Origin of the sequence: Pseudoalteromonas sp. SR45-1, assembly GCF_014163655.1 — a bacterium.
GTDB classification, from domain to species: domain Bacteria; phylum Pseudomonadota; class Gammaproteobacteria; order Enterobacterales; family Alteromonadaceae; genus Pseudoalteromonas; species Pseudoalteromonas distincta.
In genome coordinates, this window is the sequence record NZ_JACJDR010000018.1 from 23,887 (window position 1) to 42,501 (window position 18,615).

Annotated in this window: 19 protein-coding genes, 2 tRNA genes and 1 riboswitch; of the genes, 9 read left to right on the plus strand and 12 right to left on the minus strand. The window is 38.2% G+C overall.

The genetic code is table 11. The features are described from left to right. Window positions 1-54: 54 nt before the first annotated feature. The 3 genes from H5089_RS16725 to H5089_RS16735 form a co-directional block, all read right to left on the minus strand. Window positions 55-147 (minus strand) — tRNA-Ser (locus H5089_RS16725). A gap of 51 nt (window positions 148-198) precedes the next feature. Continuing rightward, a tRNA-Ser gene (locus tag H5089_RS16730) sits at window positions 199-289 on the minus strand. Window positions 290-507: 218 nt separating this feature from the next. Further along, window positions 508-648 carry a hypothetical protein gene (locus H5089_RS16735; RefSeq protein WP_164487637.1) on the minus strand — a complete coding sequence of 47 codons (141 nt, stop codon included), beginning with the start codon at window positions 646-648 and terminating at the stop codon, window positions 508-510. A gap of 325 nt (window positions 649-973) precedes the next feature. Here H5089_RS16735 and H5089_RS16740 point away from each other — a divergent pair, with 325 nt between their 5' ends. Then, a complete protein-coding gene (locus tag H5089_RS16740) occupies window positions 974-1,843 on the plus strand; it encodes a diacylglycerol kinase family protein (protein WP_182712683.1) in 870 nt (289 codons plus the stop codon). Between the two features lie 37 nt (window positions 1,844-1,880). Here the strand turns inward: H5089_RS16740 and H5089_RS16745 are convergent, their stop codons facing one another. Continuing rightward, window positions 1,881-2,810: a DMT family transporter gene (locus tag H5089_RS16745; protein ID WP_182696294.1), complete on the minus strand. Its 930-nt coding sequence runs from the start codon at window positions 2,808-2,810 to the stop codon at window positions 1,881-1,883. Between the two features lie 103 nt (window positions 2,811-2,913). On the opposite strand from H5089_RS16745, the gene H5089_RS16750 reads away from it, so the two are divergent. After that, window positions 2,914-4,356, plus strand: coding sequence for a PLP-dependent aminotransferase family protein (locus H5089_RS16750; RefSeq protein ID WP_182196311.1), 1,443 nt, complete (start codon window positions 2,914-2,916; stop codon window positions 4,354-4,356). A gap of 238 nt (window positions 4,357-4,594) precedes the next feature. Here the strand turns inward: H5089_RS16750 and H5089_RS16755 are convergent, their stop codons facing one another. Then, window positions 4,595-5,389, minus strand: coding sequence for a YggN family protein (locus tag H5089_RS16755; RefSeq protein WP_033030970.1), 795 nt, complete (start codon window positions 5,387-5,389; stop codon window positions 4,595-4,597). A 387-nt stretch (window positions 5,390-5,776) separates the two neighbouring features. Between H5089_RS16755 and H5089_RS16760 the strand changes: the two genes are divergently transcribed. Continuing rightward, window positions 5,777-5,962, plus strand: coding sequence for a PA3496 family putative envelope integrity protein (locus tag H5089_RS16760; RefSeq protein ID WP_007579801.1), 186 nt, complete (start codon window positions 5,777-5,779; stop codon window positions 5,960-5,962). 118 nt (window positions 5,963-6,080) lie between these two features. On the opposite strand, the gene H5089_RS16765 is transcribed toward H5089_RS16760, so the two are convergent. From H5089_RS16765 to H5089_RS16775, 3 genes are all read right to left on the minus strand, one after another. Next, entirely contained in the window at window positions 6,081-6,578 is a 498-nt protein-coding gene (locus tag H5089_RS16765) for a glutathione peroxidase (RefSeq protein ID WP_182712684.1), read from the minus strand. Window positions 6,579-6,651: 73 nt separating this feature from the next. Next, window positions 6,652-6,951 (minus strand): AzlD domain-containing protein, encoded by a 300-nt coding sequence (locus H5089_RS16770; RefSeq protein ID WP_182712685.1) that lies wholly within the window; start codon window positions 6,949-6,951, stop codon window positions 6,652-6,654. Next, window positions 6,948-7,652, minus strand: coding sequence for an AzlC family ABC transporter permease (locus H5089_RS16775; RefSeq protein WP_024597146.1), 705 nt, complete (start codon window positions 7,650-7,652; stop codon window positions 6,948-6,950). Before H5089_RS16775 ends, H5089_RS16770 begins: the two co-directional genes overlap by 4 nt. 107 nt (window positions 7,653-7,759) lie before the next feature. Here H5089_RS16775 and H5089_RS16780 point away from each other — a divergent pair, with 107 nt between their 5' ends. From H5089_RS16780 to H5089_RS16795, 4 genes are all read left to right on the plus strand, one after another. Then, window positions 7,760-8,416: a cytochrome b/b6 domain-containing protein gene (locus H5089_RS16780; RefSeq protein WP_007377891.1), complete on the plus strand. Its 657-nt coding sequence runs from the start codon at window positions 7,760-7,762 to the stop codon at window positions 8,414-8,416. 88 nt (window positions 8,417-8,504) lie between these two features. After that, a riboswitch (cyclic di-GMP riboswitch) is annotated at window positions 8,505-8,592 on the plus strand. Window positions 8,593-8,688: 96 nt separating this feature from the next. Continuing rightward, window positions 8,689-9,252 (plus strand): hypothetical protein, encoded by a 564-nt coding sequence (locus tag H5089_RS16785; protein WP_024597144.1) that lies wholly within the window; start codon window positions 8,689-8,691, stop codon window positions 9,250-9,252. Window positions 9,253-9,389: 137 nt separating this feature from the next. Then, complete coding sequence (locus H5089_RS16790) at window positions 9,390-11,465, plus strand: S9 family peptidase (protein WP_182712686.1); 2,076 nt, start codon at window positions 9,390-9,392, stop codon at window positions 11,463-11,465. 60 nt (window positions 11,466-11,525) lie between these two features. Further along, window positions 11,526-11,924, plus strand: coding sequence for a hypothetical protein (locus tag H5089_RS16795; protein WP_024597142.1), 399 nt, complete (start codon window positions 11,526-11,528; stop codon window positions 11,922-11,924). A 22-nt stretch (window positions 11,925-11,946) separates the two neighbouring features. On the opposite strand, the gene H5089_RS16800 is transcribed toward H5089_RS16795, so the two are convergent. Beyond that, window positions 11,947-12,699, minus strand: coding sequence for a LytTR family DNA-binding domain-containing protein (locus H5089_RS16800; RefSeq protein ID WP_182693119.1), 753 nt, complete (start codon window positions 12,697-12,699; stop codon window positions 11,947-11,949). Between the two features lie 238 nt (window positions 12,700-12,937). On the opposite strand from H5089_RS16800, the gene H5089_RS16805 reads away from it, so the two are divergent. Next, a complete protein-coding gene (locus tag H5089_RS16805) occupies window positions 12,938-15,880 on the plus strand; it encodes a TonB-dependent receptor domain-containing protein (RefSeq protein WP_182712687.1) in 2,943 nt (980 codons plus the stop codon). Between the two features lie 282 nt (window positions 15,881-16,162). On the opposite strand, the gene H5089_RS16810 is transcribed toward H5089_RS16805, so the two are convergent. Then, window positions 16,163-16,636 carry a Dps family protein gene (locus H5089_RS16810; RefSeq protein ID WP_004334993.1) on the minus strand — a complete coding sequence of 158 codons (474 nt, stop codon included), beginning with the start codon at window positions 16,634-16,636 and terminating at the stop codon, window positions 16,163-16,165. A 334-nt stretch (window positions 16,637-16,970) separates the two neighbouring features. Here H5089_RS16810 and H5089_RS16815 point away from each other — a divergent pair, with 334 nt between their 5' ends. Then, on the plus strand, window positions 16,971-17,180 hold the full coding sequence (locus H5089_RS16815) for a hypothetical protein (RefSeq protein WP_182712688.1): 210 nt from the start codon (window positions 16,971-16,973) through the stop codon (window positions 17,178-17,180). Here H5089_RS16815 and H5089_RS16820 read toward each other — a convergent pair. Both H5089_RS16820 and H5089_RS16825 read right to left on the minus strand, forming a co-directional pair. Next, window positions 17,177-17,782, minus strand: coding sequence for an alpha/beta fold hydrolase (locus H5089_RS16820; RefSeq protein WP_004334986.1), 606 nt, complete (start codon window positions 17,780-17,782; stop codon window positions 17,177-17,179). The genes H5089_RS16815 and H5089_RS16820 overlap by 4 nt on opposite strands. Before the next feature lie 183 nt (window positions 17,783-17,965). Further along, window positions 17,966-18,502 (minus strand): YaeQ family protein, encoded by a 537-nt coding sequence (locus H5089_RS16825; RefSeq protein ID WP_024593828.1) that lies wholly within the window; start codon window positions 18,500-18,502, stop codon window positions 17,966-17,968. Between the last annotated feature and the right edge of the window lie 113 nt (window positions 18,503-18,615).

Sequence of the window (18,615 nt, forward strand, 5' to 3'; positions counted from 1 at the left end):
CGGTGTTAAATTTTAGGCACAAAAAAACCACAATTAAGTGGTTTAAATTAAGTATGGTGGAGAGGGAGGGATTCGAACCCTCGATAGAGCTACAAACTCTATACTCCCTTAGCAGGGGAGCTCCTTCGGCCACTCGGACACCTCTCCAACGCATAACCGGTTGTATTGATGGAATAAAAAAAGCCACCAATTAAAATATGGTGGAGAGATAGGGATTTGAACCCTAGATGGGCTATAAACCCATGCCGGTTTTCAAGACCGGTGCATTCGACCACTCTGCCATCTCTCCGTGACGCAGAATAATACTTAGGTGATACCGCTGTGTAAATAGCAAAATGACTGTTTGCCTAAAAAATATACGTAAATGAGGTTTTTTTTGTAAATAAGGGGAAATTAAGGCAATTTTTAATAAAATAAATAGGTTGCAGCAAACAATGGGAGCTAAATAAGTGACTTCATTTAGTGGTTGAGTGTTCGCTGCACCGAAAAATAATCATGGTTGGGTGATTATTTATATTGAGCTGCACCGCTAAGTGCTAGTCTTTTACCAATCGTGTTAAGTTTAGCTAACATTCTTGCTTTACGGTTAGTTGGTTTAACGGCTACTTGCGCTACTGCTGTTTGATTTAATGTATTAATTGGTTTCATTATTTTGCTCCGGTCGTATCTGTTGAAATCGCGTGCATTTTGCACGTTGTTTGATTAAAAATACAACGATAAAAATTGAGCCTGAGGGATTAGTTAAACTAATCTGAATTGATTTTATTAATATGCGATTCAGTAAGTTGCATTACTGTTTTTGCATAGCTATTTATATGACGGTTGGTTTTAACCCCTTTGATGTTGGGGTTTTTGGTTTTTTAATTTATTTTTATGCATTTTATACAATGTTTTTTGATTATTTATTCAGATTAAAAAAATTTAATTAAACGTTTGTTATCTCACTCTAAAATACATTGCTGGAAACAAAAGCTTGTCACTACTTATAATTATTAAACCAAGTATCAAAAAACAGAGCCAAAAATCATTGGCATGGCTTAAAAATATCTGTAAAAAACGCAGCTTTTCTTATTGTATATTTACTACAACGGGAAGCTTTGACGATGACTGCGCTCAAATAAGGTTGTTACTGAGTAAATTTCCCAAAGTAGTTGCACTAGGTGGCGATGGTACATTGAACTTGGCGGTTAATGCACTAATAGGGAGCAGCTGTTCGTTAGCATTATTACCTTGCGGTACAGGTAACGATTTCTCCAGAGGGTTTAATTGCAAAGAAGATGATTGGCGAAAGGCATTATTTAATACACCGACAGCAATTGATATAGGAAAAATTAATAGCCGCTATTTTATTAATATTGCAGGGGTAGGATTTGATGCTCATGTGATTAAAACTATTAACGATAAAGCTAATTTTTCATCTTTTGATTACAGTTGGACGAGCATTAAAGAGCTATTTTATTATCAAGCTCAGCAGTTACAAGGTACGTTTAATAACGATGCTCGGCAGTATCAAAATTTAATTACTGTATTTGCTAATCATAAGTACTTTGGTGGCGGGCTAAAAATAGCGCCAAAAGCAGATTTAACTGATGGCCAGCTTGAGTGTTATCAAATGCGATCGGGTGGGCTTTTTTATAATGTAATAAGCTTTATTAAGTTATTTTTTAAGCGTCATGAGTATATAAAAAACCTTACCTATAGTCGCTTAAATACAGCTTCCATAAAAACTGAAGGGTTATTGATTGAAGCAGATGGTGAGCTGATAGGTAAAACTCCTGCAGTTGTTAGTGTGTATGGACAGGTCTTACTTTTTCATATGCCAATAAAAAAGCGCCTTCAGTAAAGTAGGCGCTTTTGCGTTAGTTGCGTTAATAACGCGTCTAACTGGGGACGGAGCCACTTTTAGCTATTGCTCTATTAGCTAAAAAGGCGTTAATTCGTTTTGTTGGGGTAAGCACAATGGCGTTACCTAATAGCACTAAGCTAAACCCTGCAAAGGTATTTGCGTGCCATTCAAAGCCTTCAAAAAAGCTACTCAGTGTTACTGCCACTAATGGGAATAAAACAATAACGTAGCTGGCTTTTTCAGGGCCTATATTTTTTAGTAGTGCAAAGTAACAACCAAAAGCGATTACTGTGCCAAATATTGATAAATAAAGTAATGATAACCAGTAGCTAGTTGGGGCGTTTAAACTAAATTGCACATCGTTCATTAATACATATAAAGCTAAGCCTATAGCACTATATAACATGCCCCATGCATTGCCCTGCAATACGCCAATTTGCTTACGAGAATTACGAACGCTTATCATGTTGCCCAATGAAGCCACAAAGGTGCCACCAAGGGCAAGTAGTAACCCGACCAATGCACCGTTACTTAAGTCGAACTGCTGTAACTGTGGCCAAAACAGACACGTAATACCTAATACAGCGAGTGCGGCACCGGTATAAATTCGTTTTGAGATAGGTTTACCAAAAAATAGTCGAGTGTTAACTATGTTCATAACCAGCAATAGTGAAAAGGCGATAGAGGTCATAGCGGAGGTTAAGTAATTTTGTGCCCAGTAAAGCATTAAGTAATTTAAGGCAAAATTACAAATAGCCAACAAAGCAAAAAAGCCATGATCGATTAATGAAAAGCGCATATCCGGTTTTTTGTACGCTACATATAACCACATTAAAAGTGCTGCAATAGCAAAGCGATAAAATAACGATAGCTCTACCGCAATATCACCTAGCTGAAATTCGATGGCTAACCAAGTAGAACCCCAAATTAAAACGGTTGTAATGTATAGCGCTGCACTTTTCATGGTTACTCTCCAAAGCCCGATTGAATGGCTATTTTAAGACCTGTCTGTATACTTACCATATACAGAAAAGTAAAAATGTAACCTATACAGATTTGGATGCGTGATGATAAGACAAAAAAATAGCCAGGGGCATGAGTTTCTATATCAGCAAGTTATTCAGTTGATCAGAGATATGAGCGCCCAGCAGGTTTTACTTCCTGGCGAAAAACTTCCATCACTGCGTAAAATGGCAGATAACTTAAACATTAGTATTCCGACAGTGAAGCAAGCTTATCAAACACTTGAAGATCAGGGGTTAGTAGAGGCACGTGAAAAATCAGGGTATTTTTTAAAAGTCGTTAGCATGGCGCATAATTTACCTAAGCGAGTTAAATTAAGTCGCGAACCTGTTGTGGTAAATAAACAAGCCTTAATAGAGCAGGTATACAGTGCGATTCATCAAGCTAATGTAGTTCCTTTTGGTATCGCTAATCCAATTGCTGCTGCACCCACCGATAAAGCACTCGCCAGAAACATGCGCCGTGTAATGACAATTGCGGGCAGTAAAGCTATTAACTATGGACCAACAGATGGGTTTGTACCGCTGAAAAAGCAATTGGTGCATCGCTATTTAGATTTTGGTATTGGCATAAATATGGACGAGCTTGTGATCACCAATGGTGCGCAAGAAGCCATGGCTATTGCACTTAAGTGTGTGACAAAGCCAGGCGATGTAGTTGCCATTGAGACGCCTTGTTATCACGGGATTATAGAGCTAATAGAGAGCTTAGGCCTCAAAGCGCTCGAAATACCATTGTGCCCAGATAATGGCATTTGGTTGAGCGATTTAGAACGTGCTTTAAACGAGCATGATATAAAAGCGTGTTTATTCTCGACTGCAATTAGTAACCCTGTGGGCAGCTTTATGCCTGATACGAACAGACAGCAGCTGGTGGAGCTACTTGAAAGTCATGACGTAGTGCTTATTGAAGATGACGTATATGGCGATTTATATTTTACGGCAAAACGAGGCACACCTGCTTTAGCGTACTCTAAAAAAGGATTAGTGATTAGTTGCTCATCTTTTTCTAAAACGGCAGCGCCGAGCTATCGTGTAGGTTGGTTAGTTGCGGGTAAATTTGCAACGCAAGCAAGGCGATATAAAAGAGCACTAAGTTGCTCTGCTTCGTTAATAAACCAATGGACGTTATCTGAGTTTATTGCCAGTGGTGAGTACGACCGAAATTTAAAAGTACTTAGGCAACGCCTGCGCGATAACAAAGAGCGTATGCGATGGTGCTTACAACAAGCTATGCCAAAAAACACACGTATAAGCGATCCAAAAGGAGGCTGCGTTATGTGGCTAGATTTAGGAGGCGAGTACGATAGCCAAACATTGTTTTTACTTGCGCTTGAGGTTGGTATTAGTATTACCCCTGGGCTTGTTTTTTCGGCCTCTAATAAATATAAAAGCTGCGTAAGATTAAGTTATGGTGTGCAATGGAACGCGCAAATTGAGCAAGCAATAGTTACATTGGGTAAGCTTACTTTATTAGCTAAAAAGTAATACCAATCTGCTTATATATGGGGTCTATTTAACGTTAAGAAAATTACGCTAGAACTAGGCAAAAGTTTTTGTATCTAGTTGTTCTAAATAAAAAAATTTTAACGACGTTATAGTGCAATTTAATTCGTTAAATTGCTCAAAGATTTATGCAGGTTGGTATAAGTTTGCGAAACACAAAAAAGCAGCATTTAAGTAAACTTAAGTGCTGCCAAAGGGATGTTAAATAACGTTTACTGTACTAATTTTGTTTAAAGCTAAATAACTGGTAACCTTCAAGCTCAGGCACTTGCATTACTAATTGCTCTTCTTGTTTTGCAATATCAGCAAAGTTTCCACATAAAGAGTTGGCACGTTCTTCAAGTGCGCTTGCATGTAGCTCTACTTTTTCTTCTATTTGTGCACCCATATTTTCCATACGTTGTTCAAAGGCATCCATATCACCGCCTGAACCAAGTAACTCAGAACCTAAAGCTACTAAAATACTGCCCATTGATTGCATTACTGCTGATTCAACCGCTGTTTCTATCTGCTGCTCAAATTGTTGTTCAAAGTTTTCGCCAAATTGATTAAAACTTTGTTGGCCCATCACAAATGTACCTTGCTGGTAAAATGTGTTTTCTACTTCGATTTTAATGTCATCCATAAGCTCAGACATATTATCAAGACCGTCAATATTAAATGCATTGCCTACTTCTTCTAATGCTACTCCGGCAATTTTAACACCCTCAAGCGCTATATTAGCTACTTCAGGTAATTGAGTGCGTAAGCTATCAGAGTACTTGGTTAGCGCGTCGCGCTGCGAACTATTCAGCGCTACAAGTTCGCCATTTACGGTTAAGTCACCATGGGTATTAAACTGCATGGTTTTATTGTTGGCGGTAAAAATTTCCAATTCGTTTGGCTTAATGCGCACATCATTTTTAAATTCGACGTTACATTCATCATTACTAAATGAAATTGCAGAATCGTTATCGTTATGAGCCATAGCGGCTGGTGAACAAATTAATGCGCTAACTAATAGTAATTTTTTCATGTTTGTTCTCTACTTTTTGTTGATGACGATTAATTAATAACAAGTTTGATGCCAGTTTTATTTTTTAATATAAAACATATGCTTAACTGTTTTTGTTTGTTTTTTAGTAAATGAAATTAATTAATAAATAACTATTTTTTAGTCAAATTGGCTAACTAATAAAAATTAATAAATTTTATTTATCGATACGATAAAAAACTCTCACTTTCCTCAATTCAAATTTAGCGCTATTTATTCACATTACTGACATGAAGACTATTTACAGTAGTCACGTGGCTTTATTTTGATGTTAATTTGCACAGCATTTTGACGTTAAACATTTTAATTTTACCGACTATTGCGATAATAAAATCCTTGGTTGGTCTCAAACACTTTATGGAGTGGGTTGTGGGTAAGACATTTAGTTACGATGCGCTAGATGACGATTTTGTTGAAGACGAGTACGAAATGCTCGGCCGTAATCAACACGATAAGAACAAGCAAAAGGTTAAAAAGAAGTTGGAAGACTACCTTGAGCAAAAACGCTTGCGTAAAAATCTAGGCGAAGATGATTTAAGCGATTACACCGATTAAATTTCACTAGTATAAATAAAATACCAATTAATATTGAGAGTTTAAATGTGCAGTTATGCGTATGTTTAAGTTTCAGTAGTATTGGCAATAAAGAGGCCTTGCGCCTCTTTATTACTTTTTAAAGCGCATTTTTAGTTTGTGCCAAAGCTTTTTGAATTGTAAGTTCTAGCTTTTCTGGTTTAGTAAAAGGTGCATAACGTTTAATTGGCGTGCCATCTGCAGCAATTAAAAATTTAGTAAAATTCCACTTTATTTTACGTGTTAAAAAACCAGGTAAAGCCGATTTTAAAAAACGAAAGACTGGGTGAGCATGCTTACCGTTTACATCTACTTTGGCCGCCATTAAAAAACTCACACCAAAATTAATTAAACACCCTTGCTCTATTTGTGTAGCGTCGCCGGGTTCTTGCTGACCAAATTGATTACACGGAAACCCTAAAATAACTAAACCTTGGCTAGCATATTTATTATGCAAAGCTTGAAGCGACTCGTATTGGTAGGTAAATCCACATTTACTTGCGGTATTAACAATAAGCACAACCCTACCTTCAAAATTACTAAAGTTAATAGGTTGACCCTGCAAGCTTGTTGCGCTTAATTGATGGAATTTGTGCATATTGGCGTCTTTTTTATTATTGTTATTGGTATTTTAACCTGAGTACAGTATTTCATAAAGTACAAAGAGTGCTCTAATTTAATATTAAAAATAGCCCCATACCGGCAAGTGTTGTGTAATAAATATTATGTGTTTTATAGGCAACAATGATGGCGACTAGTGCTGCGCTTAAATAAGGGTTTTGCCAGTTTAAGTTAATGCCATCTTCATTCAAAAACACGATAGGCACCCAAATTGCTGTAAGCACCGCAGGTGCGCTAAAGCTTAAAAATTGCTGCATTTTAGGGCCTACTTTAAACGGTAAAGCGCGGTGTAAAAATAAATAACGCGTAAAAAATGTAATGCACGCCATGAGTAAAATAGTTGTCATCATGGCGTTGCTTCCTTTTTAGCGGTTAGCCTTGCTGTGCTGTAACCTGCGGCCATTGCCAGCAGCGCTGAGCAAACAAGCCACAACTCAAATCCTGTACTTTTTAAAAGCGTTGCGCTAACACCAGCTACAATTACCGTAACGAGTGAGGCCAAATTTTTGATTCCCGGAATAACCAACGCGATAAACGTCGCGGCAATTGCAAAGTCGAGCCCTAAATTAGTTAGGTCGGGCAGCATTGTGCCCGCTACAATGCCAATTAACGTCCAAATATTCCATGCAATATAAAAGCTAAAACCAGCGCTTAATGCGTATATTAAGCGTGTTTTTGTTCTATATGCTCTTCGATGATGAGAAAACGCAAACAGCTCGTCGGTTAAAACAAAACTTACTGGTAAGCGCCAACGCATAGGTTGATCAATCACCTTATGACGCACGGCTAACCCGTATAAAAAATGCCGAGAGCTAATAATAAATGTTGTGAATAAAATTGTGAGCAATGGTGTGTTGCCCGCCATAAGTTCAATCGCAACAAGCTGTGCAGAGCCTGCAAATACTAATAACGACATTGCTTGGGTTTCAAAGGCGCTAAAACCATTTTGAATCGCTAAAGAGCCGCATAAAATACCCCAAGGAACAACGGCTAAACACAGTGGTAGCATATCTAAAAAGCCTTTTAAAATAGCTTTTTTAACTGGTTGCATGATATTTACTCTCACGGCTTGTAGAATGGCTCATAAGGATACCTTAATATTATGATGTTAAAGTAGTTAACAAATTAAATAATACTGTTTTTTTAAGGATAGGCACAATGACGACGTTAAAAGTGTGGGATGGGTTTATTAGATGCTTTCATTGGTTTTTGGTTGTAAGTATTGCAGTGCTTTATTTTAGTATTGAAGAGGGCATGATTGAGCTTCACTTTGTCGCTGGTTTTTTTACTTTAGCACTTATAGTAACACGTTTAATATGGGGTGTTATTGGTAGTAAAACCGCGAGATTAAGTGGGTTACTGCACTCTCCTCGTGCTATTTTAAAGGCGCTAAAAACACCAAGCGAATCGTTAGGCCATTCAGCACCCGGCAGCTGTATGGTGATAGTTTTTTTTATATTGATCATAACGCAACTTGTAAGTGGCTTAATGAGCAGTGATGGTATTTTAACTGACGGGCCGCTTGCTCAATATGTGTCTAGCGATACGATTGATTTTGCCAATTGGCTACATGAGCTGAATTTTGACATTTTACTTTATGCTATTGGCTTGCACGTATTGGCTATTATCATTTATAGAATAAAAGGCAAACCGCTAGTTAAGGCGATGATCACAGGCTCAAAAGAGTTAAAAGCGGATGACTCTGAGGCTAAAGTAACTAAAGCGTCTTGGCCTGCGTGGTTAATATTTATATCTTTATTGGTGTTGCTGGTATTTACGTGGGCGAAAGAGCCTTTAACTTATTTGTTTAGTTAAAAATACATTAAACCAACCTTAAAGGGTTGGTTTTTGTTTTTGGTTACATTCTTTTGTTTGATTGTTATGCGGGGTCGAATTATAATCGCCGCATTGCTGGCAAACTAGCCGAAAGGTTAGGACGCAAAGTTTCCGGTCTAAGGCTTTTTAAAAGCTATGGTAGCGGGACTACTGCATAACGTGTTGTTATGTATCACTTGCCCTCAGTGTATTTTTTGTGTATCCATAGTGTATGGATAAGATTTTGTAACTCTTAAGGTGTTGCCGTGTTTATGCATACGTCGTTGGCCTGTGGAAAGTGGTCAACAATAGGTTGCTTAAATCATCATACCCAATTATTTATTGGTGATGTGGTGAGTGTAACCTTTTACGACATGCAAGGAGAGCTGGTTAGTTTATCATTTGATTACAAGATCACCTCGCTTGAGCAAGGTGAGCCTCACGCATGGCCACGTTTAGTTGCCGAGCATATTAATGTGCATGTTCCTCTGGTTAGCGCAGGTAAAATGACCGAACAGGGTTTAATTGTAGCCTATAGAAATAATGAAATTTTTGCTTTGCAAAGCAGTGGTATATGTAAAGCACACGTCGATTTTCATTGTATTGCAAAATGCGATGAGCGTGTTGTTAAGAACCTTGATACTTATGATTACGTGTACCCTGAAAATTGTGAAAACTATAATGCGGGTACAAAGGTATTGCAGCCAAAAACTGGGCATGTATATCAATGCAGGCCTTGGCCATTTAATGAGTTTTGCCGCACGAATGACGATAATAAGTCTATGTTCGAACCCGGTGTAGGGCAAAGCTGGGCTATGGCTTGGCAGCAAATATAAAGCTTAAATTATCTTCCCAAAGGTATAGCGGTTTTAGTAATGAAGCGTTTACCGTTTTAGCCCATCCAACTATTGGATGGGCTTTTTTATTTTTATGATAAACTGCAAATCACATTATTTTTTTAATTGGTTTTGTTGTGTCTCGTCCTGTCTACTCTTTAAGTTTATTACCTAATTTCCCGATTGCTAAACAGCAAGCCCATACATTAAGTACTCATAATAAGATACGTACCGATAATTACTATTGGATGCGTGATGACGATCGCCAGGATGAGCAAGTACTTGCGCATTTACATGCTGAAAATGCGTACTGCGATGAACAGTTAGCTGCTATGAAGCCACTACAAACTACACTTTTTGAAGAGTTAAAAGCACGCATTGTAAAAGATGATAATTCGGTACCCGTTAAAGACGGGAAATACTGGTATCACTCAGAAGTTCGTGGTGATGATGAATACTCGCGTCATTATAGAAGTACGAGCATAAAGGCCGATAATAAAGAGCTTTTACTCGATGTGAATGTCTTAGCTGAAGGATTTGAGTTTTTTGAGCTGGGCGAAGTCGCACTAAGTCCATGCGAGCAGCTTATGGCTTACTCTGAAGATACTGAAGGTCGTCGTATTTATAATGTTCGCTTTAAAAGCTTAGCGACCGGTGAAATGCTACCTGATGTACTTGAAAATACAGAAGGACAAGTTGTTTGGGCTAACGACAATAAAACTGTTTTTTATGTAAAAAAAGATTTAAAAACGCTATTAGGATACCAAGTATTTAGGCATGAGCTTGGCAGCGAGCAAAGCCAAGACGTAATGGTCTACGAAGAGCAAGACAGCAGCTTTTTTATGGGACTTGGTAAAAGCCGCGATGAAAGCTTAATTATTATTGATTTAGCATCGACAGAGACCAATGATACATGGGGGCTTGATGCTAATAAGCCCACTGGCGAATTTAAAGCATTAATGCCGCGTGAAGATAGCCACGAGTTTGACGTAGATAAGCTAGGTGACACATTTTATATTGTGACTAACTGGCAAGCTAAAAACTTTAGATTAATGACGGCAACAAACGAAACAATTACTGATAAAAAACAATGGGTTGAACATACAGCTCACAGAGAAAATGTACTGCTTGAAGGTGTAGAGTTATTTAATAATTTTTTAGTATTGAGTGAACGCGAGCAAGGGCAAGCTCGATTTGTAGTTGTTAATAGGCAAGGGGATCGTATGGCACTTGAGTTTGCCGATCCTTGTTATTATGCTGCAATAGCAATGAACCCAGAGCCAGACACACGCACTGCGCGTATTTATTACTCAAGTTTAACAACACCAGGCTCTTTATATGATGTTGATTTAGCAACTGGCGAAAAAACACTACTTAAACAGCAAAAAGTACTCGGTAGTTTTAATGCGGATGACTATCAGTCTGAGCGATTAATGGTAACTGCTCGCGACGGAGTTAAAGTACCTGTATCAGTTGTTTATCGAAAAGACAGCTTTAAAAAAGATGGCTCAAATCCGTTATTTCAATACGGCTATGGTGCGTATGGCTATACGATTGATCCAAGTTTTTCAAGTTCATCGCTGAGCTTGCTCGATCGTGGTTTTGTTTATGTAATAGCACATGTTCGAGGCTCTGAAATGCTAGGTCGCGAGTGGTACGAACAAGGTAAAAAAGAGTATAAACAAAATAGCTTTAGTGACTTTATTGATGTGACAAAAGCGCTTGTTGCACAAGGCTATTGTGATAGCAGCAAGGTATTTGCCTCAGGCGGCAGTGCAGGTGGTTTATTAATGGGGGCGGTTGTAAACCAAGCACCAGAGTTGTATTGCGGTGTTGGCTGTCATGTACCATTTTTAGACGTATTAACCACGATGCTTGATGAAAGTATTCCGCTCACAACAAATGAATATGATGAATGGGGTAATCCAAATGAGCCTCAGTTTTATGATGTAATTGAAGCTTACTCGCCGTATGACAATATTCGCGCCCAAAACTATCCGAGCATACTCGTTACTACCGGTCTTCATGACTCACAAGTGCAGTATTGGGAGCCTATGAAGTGGGTTGCAAAAATGCGTGAACTTAAGACTGATAGTAATATTTTAGTATTTAAAACCGATATGGATGCAGGGCACGGCGGTGCATCAGGTCGCTTTAAAAGTTTAGAGGAAAAAGCACTCGAAATGGCCTTTTTTATTGCTTTATTAAATTAACTGCAAAATCGGAAAATTGTATTATCCTATATATAGAAGTTGATATATGTAAGGCGATATATGTTTGGTGCACATGGTGAATTTCAAATTTGTTCACAGCCCCCTCAGATGTATTTAGAATTGAAAGGGAGCTTTAATAATGAAGGCATTACGCTGTTAACTAATGGAGTTGTTCAGGAGTTGAGCACTCACCCTGAAAATACGATTAAGTTTGTGGTTGTTAATTTAAAAGAGTTTGAGCTGTTAACTTTGGATGGCCTCGATTCATTAGAGGCCTATTTTGCCGGTGTAAAAGAACGTGGCTATCAACGAGTTGATTATATAAACATTAATATCATAGCTAAAAATATGTTTGAAAAAGTATGGAAAAATAGCGATGTAGAAGTTAATTTTTATAAAGATACCGAAAGCTATTTATTAGTGCACCCAAATGACAGTTATATAAAACAGAACTGGTAACTAACATGAGTATTATAAACCGCTATTGAAAAGGGCTTATAATACTCTCTAAACACCCTTTATAGCGCCGTGAAAGGTTTAAACACATATCGTTTTTCAGCCTTACTCTATAATCGCCACTGTCAGTAGGCATCAGTTCGCAAATAGCTTGTCTTCTTACCAGCGTTGAGCGATGAATGCGAACAAACCCTTCTGGTTCTAGTTGTTGTTCAATATTTTTCATGGTTTCGCGATGTAGTACCGGCGTATTACCTTGGGTAAAATGCAGCTCTACATAGTTGCCCGCGCCATTTATCCAAATAATATCATTGATATCAATTAGCCTTACCTTACCTACATCTTTAACCACAATGTGTGATGATGGCTTTTCAGCTTGTGTGCTTTGCTGGTATTGGCGTTCGGCCGCACTTGCAATCGGGCAAAGGTGAATCAGCTTATCAAAGCATTTATCAATACGTGATGCAGTTGAATCTAATATTAAAAAATCTACAGCGCCAACTTCAAAGGCAAAACTCGCAAAATGTCCCGATTGAGCAATAATGACTAACTTCAGCTTTTTAGCAAGCTCAGTTAAATGCACTATTTGCATAGGGTCAGCTAGGTTGGTTAGTTCGTAAAACAGTACATTGTATTGATCTGTGTCTATTTGATCTAATCTATTTGTTTGAAGAAAAGATTGAGATTCAAAGTGCCGGTGATCTTGCACACGCTTTGTTAAAAATGTTGCAAACTTAGTGTTACTAACAAAAGTTAATGCATGAAAAGAAGCGATCATTATTTTATATCTCTTGCTGTATATAATAATAAAGACCGTGCTTAGCGGAAAAACTGTTATGAAAAGTACAATATATTTATAAAATAATTGTGACGTACTGATTCATCCCATAAAAGCTGCTATTCGTACCAAAGACTACGCCTCATAAATAATGCCCGTAGAGTGTTTAAATAAATCCCCTTACTGTAATCCGCGAAGTAACCATTTAGTTACAAAAATAACAATTCAGGGGAATTATATGACATTAACTAACAAAGGTAGCGCGCGATTATTTAAAAAATCGTCGTTAACAGTTGCGCTAAGCAGCGCGATACTTGCAAGCTTTTCATTTCAAGGTGTTGCAGCAGAAGATGACGAAATAACTAAAATAGAACGCGTACAAGTTACAGGTTCTCGAATTCGTTCAGCTGAGGCAATGTCATCGGCTCCTATTCAAGTTGTAGATAGTGCTGCTATTGATGCATCAGGGTCGTTAAATATTCAAGACTTATTATTAGAGAACCCTGCATTTGGTACACCAGCTATTAGCCGTACTAACTCAAACTTTAATACCGCAAGTGCGGGTGTTGCTACTGTTGATTTACGTAATTTAGGCTCTAACCGCACATTGGTTTTAGTGAATGGTCGTCGTTATGTATCAGGTGTACCAGGTAGCTCTGCTGTCGATTTAAATACTATTCCGAGTCAATTCATCGAACGTGTTGAAATTATGACAGGTGGTGCTTCATCTGTTTATGGTTCTGACGCTGTTGCTGGTGTAGTTAACTTTGTACTAAAAGATGATTTTGAAGGTATTGAATTCGAAGGCCAATATGGTGAATCAAGCGAAGGCGATGATGAATCACGCCAATTTAACTTTACCTCAGGCTTATCAAGCTCAGATGGGAAAGGGCACGCGATGTTCCATCTTGGGTATTCTGATCAAGGTGCTGTTTTTTCACGTGACCGTGACCGCTCGGCAGTAGACCAATTTTCAGGTATCTTCTTTGAAGATGATCCAGTAGCAAACCCGGGCTCTGTATTTGATGCTGTAAGCCCATTTTTATCTTCATTTCCGCCACAGGGTCGCTTTAGCGCTGGGGATGAAACATTTACGTTTAATGATGCAAACACCCTACAAAACTCGTTTAGTACTAACGGTGGCGATGGCGTAGCTGCAAATGGTTTTAACCGAAGTAGCGTACGTACGATAGCGATACCTACAGAACGTTACTTATTTGCCTCAAATGGTAGCTACGAGCTAAGCGACAAGCATAGCTTTTTTTATGAAGGTACTTACGCTGCAACAACAACCGTTTCTGAATTAGAGCCATTTCCTTTTGCCTCTGACGACATCTATGCAAATGGCCAAGTACCAATTGAATTTAATGTAAACGGAGAAATATTGCGTAACGCATTTGTACCTGATGATATATATAACGCAGCAACCGACACCGATGGTGATGGTATGCGTGATATCTTTTTTGCAAAGCGCTTAAGTGATATCGGTAACCGTGGAGCACGAGCTGAGCGTGATACATTCCGTTTAGCACTAGGCTTTCAAGGTGAAATAGCAGATGGTTGGTTCTACGATACTTACTATGTATACGGTAAAACAAAAGAGCAGCAAGTTTCTGGTGGTTTAGTTAACGTACAAAGCTTTCGTCAAGGTTTAGAAGCTGTTATCGATAGCCAAGATTTAGATGGCGATGGTATTACTGATGAGGCTATTTGTATCGATGCGACAGCACGTGGCTTTAACTGTGCGCCGGTAGACATTTACGGTTTCAATTCGCTATCACAAGGTGCTATTGATTTTGTAAGTGCACCTAGCTCACTTTCAACGTCGGTTGAGCAAGAAATCATTGGTGGTAATATTTCAGGTGATTTATTTGATTTACCGGCAGGTACGGTAGGTATCGCTGCTGGTTTTGAATACCGCGAAGAGTTCTCACGTAGTGAGTTTGATGCTCTACAGCAAGCAGGCCTTAATGCGGGTAATGCAATTCCAGCAACAGAAGGCTCGTTTGATGTAACTGAATATTATGTAGAAGCAAATATCCCCGTGCTTGATTCTGTAACAATGAATGCAGCAGTTCGTTTGTCTGACTACTCAACAGTGGGCAATACTGAAAGTTGGAACGTGGGTGTAGACTGGGAAGTAATGGATAGCTTACGTTTACGTGCTACCCGTGCACGTTCAACACGTGCTCCAAATATCGATGAACTATTTTCTCCACCTTCACAAACTTTCCCAAGTGGTTTAAACGATCCATGTTTAGGTGTTACTAATAGTGGCGGTGGTGCTGCAGGTGATGCTTGTCGTACAGATGTTGGTGTTACAACTAATATCGCTTCAAATGGCGAGTTCACGCTTAACCAGTCTGACTTACAAGGTATTAGTGGTTTTAACCGTGGCAACCAAGATTTAAAAGAAGAAGTTGGTGACTCTGTAACAGTAGGTTTAGTATTTACACCAGAAAATCTAATATCAGGCCTAGACATTACGCTTGATTACTTTGATATCGAAATTACAGATGCAATCGTATCAACACCTCGTCAGTTTATTCTTGACCAATGTTATGGTGGTGGCGATACAAGCTTTTGTGACTTTGTAACTCGTCGTAGTGCGCCATCAGGTAATAATAGTGCTGGTTCACTAGAGTTTATTGACAGTGGTGTATCTAACAGTGGTGGTTTAGGTACAGAAGGTGTTGATTTAACACTAACGTACTCTACTGATATTGGCCCAGGTGCGTTTAGAACTCGCCTTGCTTATACTTACCTAATCGATGGTTATAGCATTCCACTTCCTGGCGCTGATAAAGATGAGTTTGCTGGAGAAATTGGTGCATCAGAGCATAAAGCTAACTGGAACTTTGGTTATAAACTTAACGACTTTGATTTTAACTGGAGCTTAACTTACATTGGCGCTGCAGACTTTGATGATCAATTCTTAAGTGGTTTTGGTATTGCTCCAGGTGGAGTAGGGATTGGTTCGGTGACATATCATGATGTTCAAGCAAGTTACCATATCAGCGATTCAACAGAGCTTTACGCTGGTGCGAGTAACTTATTTGATAAAGAGCCACCACGCATTTTATCGGGTGTGAGCGGTTCAAGTACTGGTACTGAAACTGATGCAGGTACGTATGACCCAATTGGTCAATCATTCTACATAGGTTTTAGAAGTAAATTCTAACCAACAATAACGACACTAATATAGTTACTTAATTAGTAACGTTCACAAAGCCTCAGTATTGCTGGGGCTTTTTCATGGGGAAAAATAATGTAGTAGTAATGCTTATACATTGTTTGTCCCAATATATGAGCATTACACCCACTTAAACCCAAAACAACGCCACTGGTAACAGGGGCGTTGTTTAGTATTGGGAGGAGGCTAATATAGTAACCGAATCGCTTGATTATTTAACGATTTATCCCTATTTGTGGCCCTCTTCATTGAGGGCTTTTTTTTGCTGGTTTAGTCTAAGTAAGCCTTTAGCATCCAAACCAGTTTCTCTTGCTCTGAAATGTAATCGCTCATTAGTGAGGCTGTACCTTCATCGTCTGCATCACCAGCTTGGCTTAAAATATCACGCTGCATGTGAATTAATGTGCTGTAACCAGCAAGTAGGTTTTCTACGGCTGTAACGCCATCACTAATACCTTTAGCTTCTTTAATTTTACTTACTTCAAGGTAATCAGAAAATGCATGTAGAGGTGCGCCATCTAACGTTAAAATACGTTCTGCAACTTCATCTACTTTTAGAAGTAGTAAGTTATAAATTTCTTCAAACTTAACGTGTAGTTCAAAAAAGTTACGGCCTTTAATATTCCAGTGAAAGCCACGCGCGTTCATGTATTGAATCTGGTAGCTACTCAATAATGTATTGAGTGACTTTATGATGTCTTCGCTTTTTGCGCTGTTTAGACCAATTGCGTTTACATGTGACATAACTTGCTCCTGAATAACCGTTTGTTTGTGAACTTGTGATAAGTATTACTAATTTCGATAAATTAGTAAAATCGTTTAAATGTATCTAGTTAATAGTTTTAACCTATTAGCTGTTTTTGATACCTGTATTCACTTTAGACTATTAATAGAAATGGGACTGATTAATAAAAATACTACCCCTCAAAAATAAATAAAACCCAGAAGTATATAAATCATGATCTAAAGCAAACTTTATTCAAGGTAATAACTTAGCTATTTTTTTATTGATGTAGGTCAAAAATAATCCACCCTAACGGCGCATAATAATGTTGTCGAAATAATTAGGAGAGATAACATGCATGCAAAAACAGCGAAACAAAATAAAGCAGAGTTAATCGTGGTAGGAATTGCAGTCATCGCATTTGTGCTTGGGCTAGTAGCGCACTTAGCAGGAGCAAGCTTTGCGAACTCAGATTTTTTTGGTTACATTGCGGCGCCCATTCCGCTGATACTGGCTGTGATATTTTTAATTAGTAATAAAATAGCAGCCAATGCTGAGGATTAATCTTTCTCGTTTAAGCACTTTAAAATGTAATCGAGTACTTGGCGCGAGTAAATCATACTGGTATGGCTTAAATGAAACACTTTGTGTTCGGCCATACCTTTAAGTTTGGTTTCATCTAGTAATACGGTGCCATCTGACTGGCTACCTTTGACTATTAAAGGCATAAGCCCAATAGGTAAATCCCCTGCGATACTATAAAGCTTAGCTTTAAAAGGCCAGTTACCATTTTTAGTAAGCAAAAACTCAACACTATTTTTTAAAAATGATTCAAACCCTTTTTGCTTCATTTTTTGCGCTATATGGCTGCCTTTATGTGGAGTACCCAGTGTAATTACCTTCGTAATATTTTGGCTAGCAGGAGAGTTTGCCTCTAGATAAGCACGTGCAATCAGCCCTCCCATTGAGTGGCATACAAGCGCTGCAGGTTCGTTAGAAATACACTCATCAATTTGTGCAAATATGGTATCGCGGTGAGGGTCGAGCGTATTGTAGGTAATGTTTAATACCGTCATACCCGATTCTTCAAGTCGTGAACAAAGTGGGCGCATAACAAAGCCAGACATATACAAGCCATGTAAAACAATAACGTGTTTAACTTTCATATGCTCCCTAATACCAATTTTATTAAAAACATGATCATTCTAGCGTATTAAATAATCCGCTACCTGCGTTAAAAATTATTTAGATAGAACAACTATATGTCATAATTTTCGCCTTGTTATCGACTTATTTATTTGTCGCTATAATAGATAACTAATTTAATGCAATTGGTATAACTACCGTAATTACATTAACTGTAGCGGTTTTATTTCAATATTGGTTGTATCGGTATTTACCCATACTTCACCATCTTGAATGGTAATGGCGAGCTTAATTCCACGATCAACCAAAGCAGCAAGTGCTTGTGTTGCTGCGTAATCAAGGCTAAAAATACTTAGATTTTTAAATTCATACAATTTAGGTTGATGTTTTTGCCACCAAATTGCTTGATTGTTTTCACCATAAGTATATAGCACCACTTTTTTAGATTTATTACAGGCTTTTTTAAGGCGTTTCTCATCTGGTAAGCCAAGTTCAACCCATAGTTCTATTTCTTCACTATAGCTTACATGCCAAAGTTCAGGCTCATCATCAGCACTTAACCCTTTAGTAAATTCTAAACCATCACAGCTATTTAGCGCAAAAGCGAGTAAGCGAATCATCAACCTTTGGTCGGTTTCTGATGGGTGTTGAGCCAAGGTTAAATTAAAATCTTGATAAACGTGGCGGTCCATATCGCTAAGCGATAACTGCACTTTCATAATGGTGGATTTAAGAGCCATAACAACTAATCTGAAAAAATTTGCGCCAGTATAGCGCAATTACGACTGGCACTTGTAAAAATAGTACATATACCTAAATTACTGAAAATTTGTCACTATCTATATGGTGCGTT

What these genes read in the sequence shown, in the direction of transcription:
- H5089_RS16735 (WP_164487637.1), bottom strand. Translation starts at nt 648, where the DNA reads ATGAAACCAATTAATACATTAAATCAAACAGCAGTAGCGCAAGTAGCC.
- H5089_RS16745 (WP_182696294.1), bottom strand. Translation starts at nt 2,810, where the DNA reads ATGAAAAGTGCAGCGCTATACATTACAACCGTTTTAATTTGGGGTTCT.
- H5089_RS16750 (WP_182196311.1), top strand. Translation starts at nt 2,914, where the DNA reads ATGATAAGACAAAAAAATAGCCAGGGGCATGAGTTTCTATATCAGCAA.
- H5089_RS16755 (WP_033030970.1), bottom strand. Translation starts at nt 5,389, where the DNA reads ATGAAAAAATTACTATTAGTTAGCGCATTAATTTGTTCACCAGCCGCT.
- H5089_RS16765 (WP_182712684.1), bottom strand. Translation starts at nt 6,578, where the DNA reads ATGCACAAATTCCATCAATTAAGCGCAACAAGCTTGCAGGGTCAACCT.
- H5089_RS16770 (WP_182712685.1), bottom strand. Translation starts at nt 6,951, where the DNA reads ATGATGACAACTATTTTACTCATGGCGTGCATTACATTTTTTACGCGT.
- H5089_RS16775 (WP_024597146.1), bottom strand. Translation starts at nt 7,652, where the DNA reads ATGCAACCAGTTAAAAAAGCTATTTTAAAAGGCTTTTTAGATATGCTA.
- H5089_RS16780 (WP_007377891.1), top strand. Translation starts at nt 7,760, where the DNA reads ATGACGACGTTAAAAGTGTGGGATGGGTTTATTAGATGCTTTCATTGG.
- H5089_RS16785 (WP_024597144.1), top strand. Translation starts at nt 8,689, where the DNA reads ATGCATACGTCGTTGGCCTGTGGAAAGTGGTCAACAATAGGTTGCTTA.
- H5089_RS16795 (WP_024597142.1), top strand. Translation starts at nt 11,526, where the DNA reads ATGTTTGGTGCACATGGTGAATTTCAAATTTGTTCACAGCCCCCTCAG.
- H5089_RS16800 (WP_182693119.1), bottom strand. Translation starts at nt 12,699, where the DNA reads ATGATCGCTTCTTTTCATGCATTAACTTTTGTTAGTAACACTAAGTTT.
- H5089_RS16805 (WP_182712687.1), top strand. Translation starts at nt 12,938, where the DNA reads ATGACATTAACTAACAAAGGTAGCGCGCGATTATTTAAAAAATCGTCG.
- H5089_RS16810 (WP_004334993.1), bottom strand. Translation starts at nt 16,636, where the DNA reads ATGTCACATGTAAACGCAATTGGTCTAAACAGCGCAAAAAGCGAAGAC.
- H5089_RS16815 (WP_182712688.1), top strand. Translation starts at nt 16,971, where the DNA reads ATGCATGCAAAAACAGCGAAACAAAATAAAGCAGAGTTAATCGTGGTA.
- H5089_RS16820 (WP_004334986.1), bottom strand. Translation starts at nt 17,782, where the DNA reads ATGAAAGTTAAACACGTTATTGTTTTACATGGCTTGTATATGTCTGGC.
- H5089_RS16825 (WP_024593828.1), bottom strand. Translation starts at nt 18,502, where the DNA reads ATGGCTCTTAAATCCACCATTATGAAAGTGCAGTTATCGCTTAGCGAT.